General features: G+C 54.8%; 14 protein-coding genes and 1 pseudogene. 8 read left to right on the top strand and 7 right to left on the bottom strand.

What is annotated here, in order from left to right; translation table 11 throughout:
• Window positions 1–149 precede the first annotated feature (149 nt).
• Window positions 150–440 carry a type VI secretion system PAAR protein gene (locus tag FFI95_RS00080; RefSeq protein WP_144820320.1) on the top strand — a complete coding sequence of 97 codons (291 nt, stop codon included), beginning with the start codon at window positions 150–152 and terminating at the stop codon, window positions 438–440.
• A 1-nt stretch (window position 441) separates the two neighbouring features.
• Here FFI95_RS00080 and FFI95_RS00075 read toward each other — a convergent pair whose 3' ends face one another.
• The 7 genes from FFI95_RS00075 to FFI95_RS00040 all read right to left on the bottom strand — a co-directional run bounded on the left by FFI95_RS00075 (window position 442) and on the right by FFI95_RS00040 (window position 7,754).
• Window positions 442–1,188: an amino acid ABC transporter ATP-binding protein gene (locus FFI95_RS00075; RefSeq protein ID WP_144820319.1), complete on the bottom strand. Its 747-nt coding sequence runs from the start codon at window positions 1,186–1,188 to the stop codon at window positions 442–444.
• Between the two features lie 13 nt (window positions 1,189–1,201).
• A complete protein-coding gene (locus FFI95_RS00070) occupies window positions 1,202–1,873 on the bottom strand; it encodes an amino acid ABC transporter permease (RefSeq protein WP_144820318.1) in 672 nt (223 codons plus the stop codon).
• 89 nt (window positions 1,874–1,962) lie between these two features.
• On the bottom strand, window positions 1,963–2,721 hold the full coding sequence (locus tag FFI95_RS00065) for a transporter substrate-binding domain-containing protein (RefSeq protein ID WP_144820317.1): 759 nt from the start codon (window positions 2,719–2,721) through the stop codon (window positions 1,963–1,965).
• Window positions 2,722–2,921: 200 nt separating this feature from the next.
• Window positions 2,922–3,791: a methylenetetrahydrofolate reductase [NAD(P)H] gene (gene metF / locus FFI95_RS00055; RefSeq protein WP_144820315.1), complete on the bottom strand. Its 870-nt coding sequence runs from the start codon at window positions 3,789–3,791 to the stop codon at window positions 2,922–2,924.
• A gap of 12 nt (window positions 3,792–3,803) precedes the next feature.
• Entirely contained in the window at window positions 3,804–5,177 is a 1,374-nt protein-coding gene (gene ahcY, locus FFI95_RS00050; RefSeq protein WP_144820314.1) for an adenosylhomocysteinase, read from the bottom strand.
• Window positions 5,178–5,396: 219 nt separating this feature from the next.
• A complete protein-coding gene (gene metK / locus FFI95_RS00045) occupies window positions 5,397–6,587 on the bottom strand; it encodes a methionine adenosyltransferase (RefSeq protein WP_144820313.1) in 1,191 nt (396 codons plus the stop codon).
• A 162-nt stretch (window positions 6,588–6,749) separates the two neighbouring features.
• Window positions 6,750–7,754 (bottom strand): metalloregulator ArsR/SmtB family transcription factor, encoded by a 1,005-nt coding sequence (locus tag FFI95_RS00040; RefSeq protein WP_144821394.1) that lies wholly within the window; start codon window positions 7,752–7,754, stop codon window positions 6,750–6,752.
• 189 nt (window positions 7,755–7,943) lie between these two features.
• On the opposite strand from FFI95_RS00040, the gene tkt reads away from it, so the two are divergent.
• The 7 genes and pseudogenes from tkt to FFI95_RS00005 form a co-directional block, all read left to right on the top strand.
• Window positions 7,944–9,944 carry a transketolase gene (gene tkt / locus FFI95_RS00035; protein WP_144820312.1) on the top strand — a complete coding sequence of 667 codons (2,001 nt, stop codon included), beginning with the start codon at window positions 7,944–7,946 and terminating at the stop codon, window positions 9,942–9,944.
• Complete coding sequence (locus tag FFI95_RS00030; protein WP_144820311.1) at window positions 9,944–10,975, top strand: type I glyceraldehyde-3-phosphate dehydrogenase; 1,032 nt, start codon at window positions 9,944–9,946, stop codon at window positions 10,973–10,975. Before tkt ends, FFI95_RS00030 begins: the two co-directional genes overlap by 1 nt.
• A gap of 228 nt (window positions 10,976–11,203) precedes the next feature.
• On the top strand, window positions 11,204–12,364 hold the full coding sequence (locus FFI95_RS00025; protein ID WP_144820310.1) for a phosphoglycerate kinase: 1,161 nt from the start codon (window positions 11,204–11,206) through the stop codon (window positions 12,362–12,364).
• Window positions 12,365–12,411: 47 nt separating this feature from the next.
• Window positions 12,412–13,476 carry a class II fructose-bisphosphate aldolase gene (gene fba, locus FFI95_RS00020; RefSeq protein ID WP_144820309.1) on the top strand — a complete coding sequence of 355 codons (1,065 nt, stop codon included), beginning with the start codon at window positions 12,412–12,414 and terminating at the stop codon, window positions 13,474–13,476.
• Window positions 13,477–14,040: 564 nt separating this feature from the next.
• On the top strand, window positions 14,041–15,807 hold the full coding sequence (locus tag FFI95_RS00015; RefSeq protein WP_144820308.1) for a hypothetical protein: 1,767 nt from the start codon (window positions 14,041–14,043) through the stop codon (window positions 15,805–15,807).
• A gap of 116 nt (window positions 15,808–15,923) precedes the next feature.
• A pseudogene (locus FFI95_RS00010) lies at window positions 15,924–16,574 on the top strand (transposase); the annotation flags it as partial.
• A gap of 102 nt (window positions 16,575–16,676) precedes the next feature.
• Window positions 16,677–16,927: helix-turn-helix domain-containing protein (locus tag FFI95_RS00005; RefSeq protein ID WP_144820307.1), on the top strand; the 251-nt coding region annotated here is incomplete at its 3' end.

Raw genomic sequence — 16,927 nt, 5'->3', positions numbered from 1 at the left:
GTTAACGGCGGTCCATGACCAGAGCTCCGGAGTGCTGATAAACAGGCAGATTTATGGCGCCTTTTACACCTGAACAGAACGCGAGTATGAAACAGTTAAACAGCTGTTATAATGCGCGTTCATGGACGAAACAACGTAAAGGATGCGATATGAGTAAAGCCGTTGTACTACTCGGAGACCTGGGCTCCGATCACGAAGGTTTCCCGCCAACGCCGGTGCTCGCCGGCTCCCCCGATGTTCTTATTGATGGTAAACCCGTTGCCCGTGTGGGCGACCCGCTGGGGCCTCACTCCAAGCCCAAACACCCACCCCACCCACGGGCAGTGGCTGCAGGTTCCGGAACCGTGATGATTAACGGCATACCCGCCGCTGTGACAGGGGGAGCAATTACCTGTGGTGGGGTGGTGATTGGATCCGGGTCGGTGGTAATCGGGGACTGAGTCAGCGCACCAGCACCCTCGAGAGAAACGCCTGGGTGCGCTCGTTCCGGGGGTTATCAAACACGTCGTCTGGCTTGCCCTGTTCCACAATCTGGCCCTCGTGTATGTAGATCACACGGTCGGCCACTTCCCGGGCGAAGCCCATTTCGTGGGTGACCACCATCATGGTCATGCCTTCTTTGGCCAGTTCGCGCATGACATCCAGCACTTCGCCGATCATTTCCGGATCCAGTGCGGAGGTAGGTTCGTCAAACAGCATAAGGCCCGGCTCCATGGCCAGCGCCCGGGCAATGGCGACCCGCTGTTGCTGGCCACCGGAAAGGTGGCTGGGGTATTTGTCGGCCTGGCTACCAATGCCTACCCGGTCCAGCAGGCGCTCAGCGGTGGCGTTGGCAACCGTTTTGGGCGTGTTTTTAACTTTCTTCGGGGCCAGCATAATGTTCTGCTTCACCGTGAGGTGAGGGAACAGGTTGAACTGCTGGAACACCATACCGACCTCTTTGCGTATGGCTGTTAAAGCCTGCTGATTGCCGCCTTTCGGTGACAAGGCGTGGCCATGAACCTCCACACGACCAGACTCAAACTCTTCCAGGCCGTTAGCACAGCGGATCAGGGTGGACTTGCCTGAACCGCTGGCCCCGATAACCACAACCACTTCGCCCTGCTCCACAGTCAGGTCGATATCTCTGAGGACATGTAACTTGCCGAAGTACTTGTTCATGCCCTTCATTTTTACAATCTGCGTCATGATCAGGTGTCCTTCACACAGAGGCGAGCCCGCGCCGTTCAATCAGGCGGAGGACCAGTGACAGGGAAAGCGTAATAGCCAGATAGAGAACTGCAACAACAAAGTACACCTCAAAGGCCGTGAAGGTGTTGGCAATGTAAACCTGGCCCTGACGGACCAGCTCACCAACACCGATAACCGAGAACAAAGAGGTGTCCTTGATGCTCACGATAGCCTGGTTGCCCAGTGGCGGGATCATGCGCCGGAAGGCCTGGGGCCAGACCACGGACCAGAAGGTTTGTGTGCGCGACAGCCCGAGGGACAGCCCGGCCTCGGTCTGACCTCTGTCAATGGATTGGACGCCGCCGCGCACAACCTCTGAGATATAGGCCCCGGAGTTCAGTGCAATTGCCGCAATACCGGCCGTCAGCGGGTCAATCGGACCACCGATCAGGTCTGGCAGGCCATAAAAGATAAACAGGACCTGAACCAGAATCGGAGTGCCCCGGAAAACTTCAATGTAGGCCGTGGCGGGCCATTTGAAGAACCACTTTTTGTTGATGCTCAGTAAGCCAAAAATAATACCCAGGACAAAGCCTATCACAAGGCCGCCGAAGGAAATCAGGAGAGTATAGGGTATCCCTTTGATCAGAAAGGGAATGGAGTTGATGGCTGCCTGCCAGTCAAATTGAAACTGGGATTCCACAGTAGGCGTCTCCGCAGGGGTTGGCGTCAGAAGCCACCGGGGCGAGGCCCCGGTGGTAGATACGGAAGAAGGTTCAGCCGGCTAAGGGCTTATTTTTCTTCCGGCATGGGGCCAAACCACTTTTCGTAGATCTTCTTATAGGTTCCATCATCTTTCATGGAGGCGAGGGCGTCGTTAACGTCTTCAACCCACTCGCTGCCATCCTTGAGTGCGATGCCGTATTGCTGACCTTCGTACAGTTTGCCTACTGTTTTTACCTTGCCTTCGCCTTTGGTGCGGGCAAAGTAGCCAACGTTCGGGGAGTCATAAAATACCGCATCGACCGCCCGCGACATCAGAGCCATGTACATATCGGAACTGCCGGGGTAGGGCGTAACGCCGTCGTTTTCGTCCAGATTCTTCTTGAGGTAATCGTAGCTGGTGCTGCCGATTTTAGTGCCGACTTTCAGGCCCTCAAGATCCGACATTTCAGTAACCTCGTTGTTATTGTTACGAACAAGGATACGCAGGCCGGAATCATAGTAAGGGTCGGAAAAATCAACGATTTTCTCGCGCTCATCGGTAATGGTGATGCCGGCAATGGCAATATCCACATTGCCGGTTTGCAGAGCCGGAATAATACCGTTGAAATCCATGGTGTTGAGCTTGTAATCAAAGCCGGCGCGCTCGGCGACTTCGGCAATGATTTCCATGTCGAACCCGATCATTTCGCCGGATTCCTCATCCATCATTTCGAAGGGGACAAAGCTTGGGTCGGTGACCACTCGGAGGGTTTCAGCGCTGACGGTGCTGGCTGCGACGGTCAGTGCCAGGCCTGTGCCCAGGGTTTTCATCCAGTTGATGCTCATGCTTTCTCCTTGTCTTTCTTATTGGGGCTCCGTCTTCGGGGGAGCATTAGTGGAACTGCATCATGTACATTTTAGACTATTACTAGGATGGGCGCTGGAAATCAAATGCTTGCACAACATAAGCCCCTCTCCCCTTGCGGGAGAGGGGTTGGGGAGAGGGGTTGGGGAGAGGGGTTGGGGAGAGGGGAGAGGAAGTCACCTCAAAACGCAATCTTCTCCCGCTCGCTGATACCCAGGTTGTTCCAGATACTGATGCTCGGCTCAGCCTGGTTCAGGGTGTAGAAGTGCAGCCCCGGTGCGCCGGCTTGCAGCAGCTTTTCACACATGCGGGTGACCACTTCTTCTCCGAACTTGCGGATGCTGGCTGTATCGTCACCGTAGGCTTCCAGCTGCTTACGAATCCAGCGTGGAATTTCTGCACCACACATGTCCGAAAACCGCACCAGATTTGAAAAGTTCACAATGGGCATGATGCCAGGGACCACCGGAATGGTAACCCCGAGCTTTTCCAGCCGGTCGATGAAGTAGAAATAGCTGTCCGCATTAAAGAAGTACTGGGTGATGGCGCTGTTGGCACCGGCTTCTACCTTGCGGGCAAAGTTTTTCAGATCTTCTTCGGCGTTACGGGCCTGGGGATGAAACTCCGGATACGCAGCAACTTCCAGGTTGAAGTGGTCGCCGCTGTGCTCGCGAATAAATTCAACCAGCTCGTTGGCGTAGCGCATTTCACCGCCGGCACCCATACCGGAAGGCATGTCACCCCGAAGGGCGACAATGCGGTTGATGCCGTTGTCTTTGTAGGCATCCAGTAGTTCTGCTATATCGGCACGTGTACCACCAATGCAGGACAGGTGGGGCGCGGTGGAAATGCCTTTGCTGTGCAGGTTGAGCACGGTTTCAATCGTGCGGTCGCGAGTGGAGCCGCCCGCCCCGAAGGTGACCGAGAAAAAATCCGGGTTCACCTCGGCAAGCTGGTTGCGCACTCCCTGGAGCTTTTCCCACCCTCTGTCCGTTTTGGGCGGGAAAAACTCAAAGCTGAAGCGGCGTTTGAATTGTTTCTGAGATTCCATTTTTCTATCCGATCAGTATTTATAACTTTCTGGCTTGTACGGGCCTTCAACCGGTACACCTATGTACTGCGCCTGCTCCGGTGTCATCTTGGTGATCACACCGCCAAAGCCTTCAACCATGGCGCGGGCCACTTCTTCGTCCAGGTGCTTGGGCAGAACCTGAACATAGATGCCTTTCGCGCGCGCCTCTTCAGGCAGGTCTGCGAACTTGCGTTCGAACAGGTACATTTGCGCCAGAACCTGGTTGGCGAAGGAGCCATCCATGATCCGTGAAGGGTGCCCGGTGGCATTACCAAGGTTTACCAGGCGACCTTCAGAGAGCAGGATCAGGTGGTCATTCACCGCCTTGTCGCGATAAATCACGTGCACCTGGGGCTTAACTTCGTCCCACTCCCAGTGCTTGCGCATGTAGGCTGTGTCGATTTCGTTATCAAAGTGGCCGATATTGCACACAACGGCGCCGGACTTGAGTGCTTTGAGCATGTGAGCATCGCACACGTTCATGTTGCCGGTTGTGGTCACCAGAATGTCGGTGTTCTGCAACAGGTCGGTGTTAATCGCCGCTTCCGTGCCTGTGTTGACACCGTTGGTGTAGGGAGAAACCACTTCAAAGCCGTCCATGCAGGCCTGCATGGCACAGATGGGGTCGGCTTCGGTCACTTTTACAATCATGCCTTCCTGGCGCAGTGAAGCGGCGGAGCCTTTGCCCACGTCGCCGTAACCGATCACCAGCGCTTTCTTGCCGGAAAGCAGGTGGTCGGTGCCACGCTTGATGGCATCATTGAGGCTGTGGCGGCAGCCGTACTTGTTGTCGTTCTTCGACTTGGTTACTGCGTCGTTTACGTTGATGGCAGGTACTTTCAGGGTGCCTTCACGCAGCATTTCCTGCAGGCGGTGGACACCGGTGGTGGTTTCTTCGGTTACGCCGTGGCAGTTGGCCAGTACTTCCGGGTACTGTTCATGGAGCAGGGCAGTGAGGTCGCCACCGTCGTCCAGAACCATGTTTGGCTCCCAGCCGTCTACGTCGGCACCAATCGTGCGCTCGAGGCACCAGAGGTATTCCTCCTCGGTTTCGCCTTTCCAGGCGAATACGGGGATGTTTTGGGCCGCAATGGCCGCTGCTGCCTGGTCCTGGGTAGAGAAGATGTTGCATGAGGACCAGCGTACGTTAGCGCCCAGTTCAACCAGGGTTTCGATCAGTACGGCCGTCTGGATGGTCATGTGGATGCAGCCCATGATGTTGGCGCCTTCCAGCGGCTGCTCGGCTTTGTATTTTTCGCGCAATGCCATGAGAGCGGGCATTTCGCCTTCGGCGATTTTGATTTCTTTGCGGCCCCAGTCTGCCAGGGAAATGTCGCGTACTTTGTAGTCTTCGAAGTTGCTCATGGTGTTCTCCAGTTAGTTCTGTTCAGGCCTGGAGGTTTACCTCTCTGGCCTTTGAATTTTGTGTGTCGGTGGTGGGGGATCCCTCCCCGGAACCGCTACGAGCACATCCATGTGCGCTTGGCTTCGGCCATCCATGGCCTCAGACATTCCGGGGAGGGAGTCCCCCACCACCTCTCTTAAACTTTGGCGAATGCCATCAGCAATACGCCAAAAAACGTGTCAGATACCCGCTGCATCCTTAAGAGCAGCCGCGCGATCTGTTTTCTCCCACGGGAAGGTGGTGAATGTGTTGCCGCCAATGGTGACTTCCTGTGGCTCGCGGCCGAAGTGTCCGTAGGCTGCTGTGGCCTGGTACATAGGGTGTAGCAGGTCGAGCATGTTGGTGATGGCGTAAGGGCGCAGATCGAACTGTTCCCGGACCAGCTGGATGATTTTGTCGTCGCTGATTTTGCCGGTGCCGAAGGTGTTCAGGGAGATGGAGGTGGGTTGGGCCACGCCGATGGCGTAGGACACCTGTATCTCGCACTTGTCGGCCAGGCCGGCGGCAACGATGTTTTTGGCGACGTAGCGGCCGGCGTAGGCGGCTGAGCGGTCTACCTTTGAGGGGTCTTTGCCCGAGAATGCGCCGCCGCCGTGGCGGGCCGTGCCGCCGTAGGTGTCTACGATGATTTTCCGGCCAGTAAGGCCGCAGTCGCCCACCGGGCCACCGATAACGAATTTACCCGTGGGGTTGATGTGGTACTGGGTGTCTTTATGCAGCAGTTCGGGTGGCAGTACCTTTTTTACGACCAGCTCCATGACCGCTTCTTTCAGGTCTGCCTGGGTAACGTCCGGGTCGTGCTGGGTTGAGAGCACCACGGCGTCGATGCCGGCTACTTTGCCGTTTTCATAGCGGCAGGTAACCTGGCTTTTCGCATCCGGGCGCAGCCACGGGAGAATGCCTTTTTTACGGGCTTCTGCCTGGCGCTCCATCAGGCGGTGGGCGAAGGTAATCGGGGCCGGCATCAGTACTTCGGTTTCGTTGCTGGCGTAGCCAAACATCAGGCCCTGGTCGCCGGCACCCTGGTCTTCCGGCTTCTGGCGGTCGACGCCCTGGGCAATGTCGACGGACTGTTTGCCGATGATATTGATGATGCCGCAGGTATCGGCGTCGAAACCTACATCTGAAGAGGTGTAACCAACGTCCTTAATGACATCCCGTGCCAGATCTTCCAGGTCTACCCAAGCGCTGGTGGTGATTTCGCCGCCAACAATGGCAACACCGGTTTTCACCATGGTTTCACAGGCCACGCGGGCGTGGGGGTCTTCTGTCAGGATGGCGTCGAGAACGGCATCGGAAATCTGGTCGGCCAGTTTATCCGGGTGCCCCTCAGAGACGGACTCGGAAGTAAAGACGCTGTAGTCAGACATAGGCTTGCTCCTCTTTGAGCGTTTCGAAAATCTTGCCGGCTCTGCATTAAGAGTAGAATGCAGGTGCTGGCTTCTTTGTTTGTTCTTTGTAGGTACTACTACCTACGCCAATATCAAAATTTTTTGATATGCTCTGGCAGGGCGTAATTTACCCGGGAGCGGCTACCGGATTGGTAGCAGTGTTTTCCAGAACTCCCTTACCTGTACCTGAAATCCGTTGCGCAAACCGATAAACAGTTGCTCTCCCGCTTTCAGCCCTGCTGCGGCTGCCCAGGCGGTAAGCTCTTCCGGCTCGAAACCAAGCCAGAGATCACCGCAGTTTTCTTTTGCCCAGTTCTGGTCATGCCTGCACAGATCGCTGATAACCAGGCAGCCGCCGTTATTCATCAATGCGGCCGCATCCAGAAAAATGTCAGCCGGACTGGGGACATGGTGCAAAACCATGTTGGCCACCACCAGATCAAAGGCGTCGCCCCGGGCCAGCAGTACGTCGGTTATGCCTTCTATCAGGTCGACATTACTCAGGCCGTTGTCCGTGCAGGTGCGTTCGGCTTTGGCGAGCATGTCCCGGCTGTTATCCAGTGCCACCACATGCTCACACAGCCCGGACAGCACCGGCAGAAACCCGCCTTCACCCGGACCTATCTCCAGCGCCGCCTGCCATTTGGTTTTGCGGGTGCGCTTACGAATCAGGTCTGCCACCGGCGCTGCATACAGATCGAAGGCGGCAATCAGCTCCTGTTGTTCCCGGAACTGTTCCGAGTGCCGGGAAAAAAACGCCTGGGACTGATCCGCGCGCTGTTTGCGGATGGCCCGGATCTTTTCCTGCAGCTGCTCCGGTAGCGGCGCACGGTCAACCGCCTCAAAAATCTGCCGGATTGTCAGGTCCGTTGGCTTGTCGTTATCCAGGTGCAGCGGGCGGCGGTAAAAAATCGCATTGCCCTCGCGCTGCGGTTCTACCAGCCCTGATTTGTGCAGCACCTTCAGGTGATGGCTCATGCCCGACTGGCGCATGCCAAACAACTGGCTCAGTTCCAGTACACCAAAGGTGTCACGTTGCAGAACCCGCACGATTTCCAGGCGCAATGGATCCCCGCTTGCCTTGAAGATAGGGGCAAGCAGATCCACGGAATTCAGTGAGTTATCAAGTGCGCCGGACTGTGTCATGGAAGGAAGTGTAAGTGGGTTACAGGATTCAATCAACATCTATATCAATTTTTTTTGATATAGATGTGATTTGCCCCGACACACCCTAATCGGCGAAAATACAGTCCGCATTCTGTTAGCAGCATTTCATCGCCCGCTTAAAAGCGCTGGATGACCTCTTATTACCTTGAAAACACTGGAGAAATGTAGATGCCCTCTCGTAAAGATCTCGCCAATGCCATACGCGCACTGAGCATGGATGCGGTTCAGAAAGCCAAATCCGGCCACCCGGGTGCGCCTATGGGCATGGCGGACATCGCCGAGGTGTTGTGGAACGACTATCTGAGCCATAACCCGGCTAACCCGCAGTGGGCCAACCGCGACCGTTTTGTGCTTTCTAATGGCCACGGGTCCATGCTGCAGTACTCGCTGCTGCACCTGAGCGGATACGATGTGTCTCTCGACGACATCAAAAACTTCCGCCAACTGCACTCCAGAACTCCCGGTCATCCTGAATACGGCTACACGCCAGGCGTTGAAACCACCACCGGTCCACTGGGGCAGGGCCTGGCCAATACGGTTGGTTTTGCGCTGGCAGAGAAGTCACTGGCGGCCCAGTTCAATCGCCCCGGCCACGATATAATTGATCACTACACCTACGCGTTTCTGGGCGATGGCTGCCTCATGGAGGGTATCTCTCACGAAGTGGCTTCTCTGGCAGGTACCCTTGGGCTGGGCAAACTGATTTGCTTCTACGACGATAATGGCATTTCCATTGACGGCAAGGTCGATGGCTGGTTTACCGACAATACGCCACAGCGTTTTGCGGCCTATGGCTGGGAAGTGCTTGGCGGTGTCGATGGCCATGACGCTGACTCCATCTGCTCGGCACTGGAAGTGGCGCGCGCTAATACCGAAACGCCAACGCTGATCTGCTGCAAAACCGTGATTGGTTTCGGCTCGCCCAACAAACAAGGCAGCGAGTCTTCCCACGGTGCGCCTCTGGGTGAAGACGAAATTGCGCTGACCCGCGAGGCACTGGGCTGGACCCACGGGCCGTTTGAAGTCCCGGCGGATATATACGACGCGTGGAACGCCAAAGACCGGGGCGCCCGCGCGGAAAGCGCCTGGAATGACGCCTTCGCTGCTTATGAAAAAGCCGAGCCGGAACTGGCGGCTGAACTGAAGCGCCGCATGGCCGGTGATCTGCCTGCAGACTTCTCCGAAAAAGCACAGGCGTATATCCAGGAGTGTCAGGACAAGAGTGAGACTGTTGCCAGCCGTAAGGCCTCACAGAATACACTGAACGCCTACGGACCTCTGCTGCCGGAGCTGATGGGCGGCTCTGCCGACCTGGCCGGCTCCAACCTCACCATCTGGGACGGTTCAAAAGGCGTCACCAGAGACGACGCCAGCGGCAACTACATCTATTACGGCGTGCGTGAGTTCGGCATGGCCGCAATTATGAACGGTATCGCCCTGCATGGCGGCTTCGTACCTTATGGCGCCACCTTCCTGATCTTCATGGAATACTGCCGTAACGCCGTGCGTATGGCGGCTCTGATGAAGCAGCGCTCTATCTTTGTGTTTACCCACGATTCTATTGGTCTGGGCGAAGACGGTCCTACACACCAGCCGATTGAGCAACTGGCCAGCCTGCGCACCACCCCGAACATGAGCACCTGGCGCCCGGCCGACGCAGTTGAGTCTGCCGTCGCCTGGAAAGCTGCGCTTGAGCGCAAAGACGGCCCCACCGCCATGGTCTTCTCCCGCCAGGGCCTGCCCGGTCAGGCGCGTGATGCCCAACAGCTGGCGGATGTGGCCAGAGGCGGCTATGTGCTGTCTGACAGCGAAGGCACGCCCGAGCTTATTCTGATTGCCACCGGCTCCGAAGTTGGCCTGGCACAGGACACAGCCGACAAGCTGCGGGAGCAGGGCAGAAAAATTCGCGTTGTCTCCATGCCCTCAACCGATGTGTTCGATGCCCAGAACGCCGAGTACAAGCAGCAGGTGCTGCCGATACAAGTCACCAACCGCATCGCCATTGAAGCAGCCATTGCCGATTACTGGTACAAGTACGTGGGCCTGGACGGCCGGGTTGTAGGTATGACCACCTTTGGTGAATCCGCTCCGGCCGGCGAACTGTTCAAAGAGTTCGGCTTTACCGTAGACAACGTACTGGAAGTGGCCGCGGAACTGCTGGACGCCTGATGACCGACTCCGCGCCCTTTCGTATTGCCATCAACGGGTATGGCCGCATAGGCCAGTGTGTGTTGCGTGCACTGTACGAAAGCGATTTTCGTGACCACCTGCAGGTGGTTGCGATTAACGAGCTTTCTGACATAGACACCATTGCGCACCTGACCCGTTACGACTCCACCCACGGCCGCTTCTTCGGAAGCCTGGCCGTGGAAGGGCAGAGTCTGATCATCAACGGTGATCCTGTGCGCGTGCTGCGCCAGGCCGACCCGGCAGACCTGCCTTGGGAAGAGCTGGGCATTGATCTGGTACTGGAGTGCTCTGGTGCCTACTCAGACACAGCCACAGCCAGGCGCCACCTGCAGGCCGGTGCCAAACGGCTGCTTTTTTCGCAGCCCGCAGAGCCGGATGTCGACAGAACCGTGGTGTACGGCATTAACGACACCAGCCTCACTGAAAGCGACCGGATTGTGTCTGCAGGCTCCTGCACCACCAATTGCCTGGTGCCGGTTATTTCGGCACTGGATAAAGCCTTTGGTGTAGAGCAGGGGAGTACCACCACCATACACGCCGCCATGAACGACCAGCCGGTGATTGATGCGTACCACCACCAGGACCTGCGCCTCACACGCAGCGCCCTGCATAACGTGGTGCCAGTAGACACGGGGCTGGCCCGGGGCGTGGAGCGTTTGCTGCCCCATATGAAAGGCCGCTTCAGCTCCGTGGCCCTGCGCATACCTACCATGAACGTCTCAGCCATCGATATGGTGTTCAACGTGCGCCAGTCCACAGACATTGCCGCGGTAAACCGGGTTTTGCAGCAGGCCGCCAGCGGCCCCCTGAAAGGCATACTAGGCTACACCAATGAACTGCTGGCCAGCTCCGACTTCAACCACGATGCGCATTCCGGCGTCGTGGATGGAGGCCAGACCCGGGTGACCCAGGGCACCATGGTAAAGGTACTGTGCTGGTTCGATAACGAATGGGGATTTGCCAGCCGGATGCTGGATGTCAGCCGGAGCTGGTTGCAGAGGGTGAAATGACCCCCCCCCTCTCCCCAACCCCTCTCCCTCCGGGGGAGAGGGGCTTTTAAGCATTTACTCCCTCTCCCTCGGGGGTGAGGGGGTTTTAATGCATTTACTCCCTTTCCCTCGGGAGTGAGGGGGGTTTAAAGCATTTACTCCCTCTCCCCTTGCGGGAGAGGGCCGGGGAGAGGGGGTGACTCCCCTCCCCAAAACTCATTGCCAACAACTGAACATGGAACTCAGATCATGGCCATTAAACGAATGACCGACCTTAGCCTCGCCGGCAAGCGGGTTCTCATCCGGGAAGATTTAAACGTACCGGTAAAAAACGGCGAGGTATCCAGCGATGCCCGCATCCGTGCCTCCCTGCCGACGATAGAAGCCGCCAGAGACGCCGGCGGCAAAGTCATGCTGATGTCCCATCTGGGCCGCCCGGAAGAGGGAGTATACGACGAAGCCGCCTCCCTGAAGCCGGTAGCCGATTACCTCACCAAAGCGCTTGGCCAGGAAGTACGCCTGATCAGGGATTATCTGGAAGGCGTAGACGTTGACAACGGCGAAGTCGTGCTGCTTGAGAACGTGCGCTTCAACAAAGGTGAAAAGAAAGACGAGGAAACCCTGGCCCGACAGTACGCGGCTTTGTGTGACATCTACGTGATGGATGCCTTTGGCACCGCCCACCGGGCCCAGGCCTCGACTCACGGCGTGGCAAAGTACGCGCCTGATGCCTGCGCTGGTCCACTGCTGGCGGCGGAACTGGAAGCTCTGGGCAAGGCCCTCGATAACCCGGCCAAGCCGGTGGTCGCCATTGTGGGGGGCTCGAAAGTGTCCACCAAACTGGATGTGCTCAATGCTCTCGAAAAAGTATGCGACCAGATTATTGTTGGTGGCGGCATTGCCAACACCTTCCTCGCCGCCGCCGGCCACCCGGTGGGTAAATCCCTGTGCGAGCATGATCTGATTGATACCGCTAAAGACATCGCCGCCCGTGTAGAGATTCCTCTGCCGGTGGATGTGGTGGTTGCCAGTGAGTTCGCCGAAGACGCTACCGCTACTACCCGGAACATTGCCGACGTAACAGAAGACGACATGATTCTGGATGTGGGCCCGGAAACCGCCAGCCAGTTTGCCGAGCTGCTCAAAAACGCCAAAACCATTCTCTGGAATGGCCCGGTTGGCGTGTTCGAGTTTGATCAGTTTGGCGGGGGCACCAAGTCCCTGGCGGAAGCCATTGCCCAGAGTGAAGGCTTCTCACTGGCCGGCGGCGGTGACACGGTCGCAGCCGTTGACAAATACGGCATAGCTGACAAGATCTCTTATATCTCTACCGGCGGCGGCGCCTTCCTTGAGTTTGTAGAAGGCAAGGTGCTTCCGGCCGTTGCCGTACTGGAAGCGCGCGGAGACTGACAGATTTCCCATTGCGCCACTTATTATGTAACTGAGGAGACAACTACATGGCCCTGATTTCGCTGCGGCAAATGCTGGACCACGCCGCCGAGCATGGTTACGGTGTGCCAGCCTTTAACGTAAACAACCTGGAACAAATGCGCGCCATCATGGAAGCCGCCGACAAAACCGACTCCCCGGTTATTGTTCAGGCGTCTGCCGGTGCCCGCAAATACGCAGGGGCCCCGTTCCTGCGCCACCTCATCCTCGCCGCTGTGGAAGAGTTTCCCCACATCCCGGTTGTGATGCACCAGGACCACGGCACCAGCCCGGCCGTATGCCAGCGCTCCATCCAGCTGGGCTTCAGCTCGGTAATGATGGACGGCTCTCTGGGTGAAGACGGCAAAACGCCGATGGAGTTTGACTACAACGTAGACGTAACCCGTCGTACCGTAGAAATGGCTCACGCCTGCGGCGTATCCGTAGAAGGCGAACTGGGGTGCCTTGGCTCCCTGGAAACCGGACAGGCCGGTGAAGAAGACGGTGTTGGCGCCGAAGGCACTCTGGATATGAGCCAGATGCTGACCGACCCGGAAGAAGCCGCCGAGTTTGTGAAGCAGACCCACGTAGACGCACTGGCCATCGCCATCGGCACCAGCCACGGTGCCTACAAGTTTACCCGTCCGCCCACAGGCGACATTCTGGCGATTGAACAGATCAAAGCCATTCACAAGCGCATTCCGGACACCCACCTGGTCATGCACGGCTCCAGCTCTGTGCCCCAGGAGTGGCTGGAAATCATTAACAAGTACGGCGGCGAGATCCCCGAGACCTACGGCGTACCGGTTGAAGAAATCGTGGAAGGCATCAAACACGGTGTGCGCAAAGTCAACGTAGACACCGACCTGCGCCTGGCCAGCACCGGTTCAGTACGCCGCTTCCTGGCGGAAAACCCGGCCGAATTTGACCCGCGCAAATTCCTCAAAGAAACCATGAAGGCCATGACCGACATCTGCATCGCGCGCTACGAAGCGTTCGGCAGCGCCGGCCAGGCCAGCAAAATCAAACCCATCAACCTTGAGCGTATGTACATGCGCTATGAAGCAGGCGAGCTGGACCCGAAAGTTCAGTAAAACCGCTATTCACAACCCCGGGTGTACCGCCCGGGGCTGTGGTTTCCTCCCGAATATCTCCCTTCCAGAATCCTCCTGATTCGACATTTTTAATCGCAAGAGACATTTGTCACAGTTTTTCCAGGTTTAACAAGATATTGCAAAGGCCAGCGGAAAACCGATTGGTGATGGGGTAGTGTGGTGGCTAATTGTTAGGAGGCATGGCGCTTCCATATTGCAACAAGCCCGGTTGCCGTGTTGGGCGATGGAAACCAAGAGGCTGATACTTAGCGGAGTTATACGAACGTCTTCGCAAAACCCCAGAGCCCTACCGAAAAAACAAGGTAACTATCTGAAAGGGTTTGAAAGTTGCAACAGGACGGGTGGAATTATACGCCTGTGGTGGGAGCGGGAGTGGCTCAATAGAGGGCGTATAACTCTGGCGGTAGCCGTGGTGATTGGTGCTCAGGAGTCTGTTTTTGTTTAAGAAAACCTTGTTGTTTTGGGCGCGTTTGAATGGGGTTTTACGAATGGGTGATATATGAACGTGTTCGTATAATTAGCTGTTAGCAAGGAGGTAGGATAGTGCCAGAAAGACTCAGATTGACTAAGAATGCACAATTTTACAGACTCAATGAGCCTGTAGAAGATGAGCTAGTTAAAACTATCCTGGACACTGCCTCTGACAACATGAATCCCGATAGTGGATTTGTAATTGATGAATTTAGGCAGGAACGGAACTTGGACGAACAAAGTTTCAGTTATGTCTATTCAGCTAGGGTATTTCCTTCTAGTCGGCCAGTTTATTTCTTAGACGATGATTTCGAAGACAAAATTTATGCATTTATATTGATCATTGAGATTGGCGACTACCTTGCTGTTCTAAAGAAGAGCTGCGCCAACATATTTGACCTGATGGACGAAAAATTTACGCTTGTCGGCAGCAAGGAATTTTCATCATCATTCTCTGATGATGATGTAGAATTTCAGAGGTTAGCGCTTAGAAATATGACGGTTTCAGATCGCGCAATGAGATCTAGATCGTATGAGGCGGCTGACTTAAAAGGATTGCTTTCTACTCACTCAGCAGGAAGATCAATTCCCTACTACTTTAAGCTCCGACAAGGGGCCAAAACCAGATCTATATCAGGAACTGGTCGGGTTGTTGAATCATCTAGTAGAGAAACAATCGATAATATCGCTGCATGGGGTTACGAGCAAATCAATCTAATAGAATCCCCTAGCAATACAAATTTTTTAGATGCTTTCGCAAGTAAAGTGGAGTTAAGCGAAGTCTTAACGATTTGTTCGCCTAATGCCATTCTTATAGAGAGTCACTCCTTGCTTGATCGCCTGAAGAAGGATGGCGTTTCAGTAAAATATAAAACAAAGAAAGGAAAAGTCATCAGCATTTCCAATCGTGTCTACAAAAATCTAGAGTCTGCACTGGAGAAAGTATACGAGATAGATTCGGATTTGAACATAATGGGTGTTAATGACGGATCTCGAGTTAGAGCCAACAAGAAAAGCCTGACATTATATTCAAAATACCTTGCAAAGTTCCGTGTGCCTGAAAACGGGAAGTTAATAACTCTTCAAAAGTATATTGTTAAGCACGGGTTTTATAGTATCACTTTTGACGACCCAAAATATATGTACTTTATGGGGGCGTGTTTCGAGGATTCTTCTGGGATTTCAGAAATCGACAACATCCTCGAGATACTTCAGCCAATAGAAGCAATTCCTGCTGTCAATTCGGAAAAAGGTAGCTTTACGGAAGAAAGCGAAAATTTTACAGAAGACTCAATGTTTGATGTCATTGAGAAAATTCATGCGGAAGATGATTATATATTCTGTGATGATCTAGGTGATGAGTGGGCCGATCATATAACCTTTAACAAAGAGAACTCAAACATATGCTTTATTCACTCAAAACACGGCGATCCCAGTACATCAGCCAGCAACTTGCACGATGTTGTCGGTCAAGGAATTAAGAACCTTGGAAACATGTATTTTGATGCGAATGCTATGTTATCGAAGTTAGACAAAACCTTTAAAAATTATTATAAGTCTGGAAAAGGTATACAGACAAAAATACCCAGGATACGAAAGGGAAATATCGATGATTTCGATTGGTATCTGGCGAATTTGCTTAAGGATTACAAGCTCAATCGCAGCTGTATCCTATGCTGTTCATTCCTTTCGGTCTCAGATGTTACAGGCGAGTTTAATAAAATAAAAGAAGGAAAGCCTGTGAGAGGTAATATTGTCCAGCTACTATGGATTATCTCTTCCTTCGCGCATGCGGTTAAAGATATGAACGCAAGGCCAATAATATATTGTGCCGAGTAATATTGCTAACAATGCCATGCACGCGACAAGCGCGTGATGGCGGCGTTGAGACTGTAGAAAAACCTAAAACGGATGGTTTTTGGTAGCATTGAGCAAACAGACAAGGAGCCGTCGGAATGCCCCGCTTCAAGCACTACAACTACGACCAGGATGTCATGGTCGTCATCAATTATCAGGAGCAGCTTCAGCCCGGCACCTTTGAATACGCCGTTCATTACCTGATTGAACACAAGCTGGACCTGTCGGTGTTTCATCCCAAGTATCGCAACGACGTCACAGGCCGCACGGCCTACGATCCTGCTATTCTGTTGAAGATCATCCTGTTTGCTTACTCCAAGGGCATTACCTCCAGCCGCGAGATCCAGTGGTGCTGCGAGACCAACATTATCTTCAAAGCCTTGGCCTGCGACACCGTTCCGCACTTCACCACCTTGGCCAATTTCGTCAGCCAGCACGCCGATGAGATTGAAGAACTTTTCGAGCAGGTGTTGTTGGTGTGCCACGAACAGGGCCTTCTTGGCAACGAGTTGTTTGCCATCGACGGTTGCAAAATGTCCTCGAACGCCGCCAAAGAATGGTCGGGCACCTTTAAAGAGTTAGGCGAGAAGCGGGGCAAGCTGAAACGGCTGATTCGTCATCATTTGCGTGAGCATCACGAACGGGATCAGGCGGAAACCGAAGCGGAACTGGATCGGGATATTCGCCGCGCCAACACCATACTGTCGCTGGATGAAGCGATGTCCAAAGTAGACCGTTTCCTAAAGACCGTGAATTCAGATAATAACTGCAGCACTTTGGCGTAACCAGGTAGAGACGGGAGGGCCGTCGCCGGTACCCTCACGGGCTTTACCGACCAAAGTGAAGCAGTGATGAAGTACCGACAACTAACCCAGACTCAACGATACCAGATTTCGGCCCTGCGTGTGGCCGGCAAAAGCCAGCGACAGATCGCAGCAATGCTAGGCTGCCACAACAGCACAATCAGCCGCGAGTTGCGGTGTAACAGCGTTCACGGCTATGAACCAGAGATGGCGCAGCATCGGGCGAACACCCGGCGCAGAAGCGCCTTCAAGCGCCACAAACGAGTGCAGTGGCTCACGAGCTGGGTCTCGGAACGGCT

It is taken from the genome of Marinobacter piscis, from assembly GCF_007671655.1.
Classification (GTDB): Bacteria; Pseudomonadota; Gammaproteobacteria; order Pseudomonadales; family Oleiphilaceae; genus Marinobacter; species Marinobacter piscensis.
The sequence above is the reverse complement of the archived record's forward strand: the minus strand, read 5'-3'. Positions and strand labels throughout refer to the sequence as shown.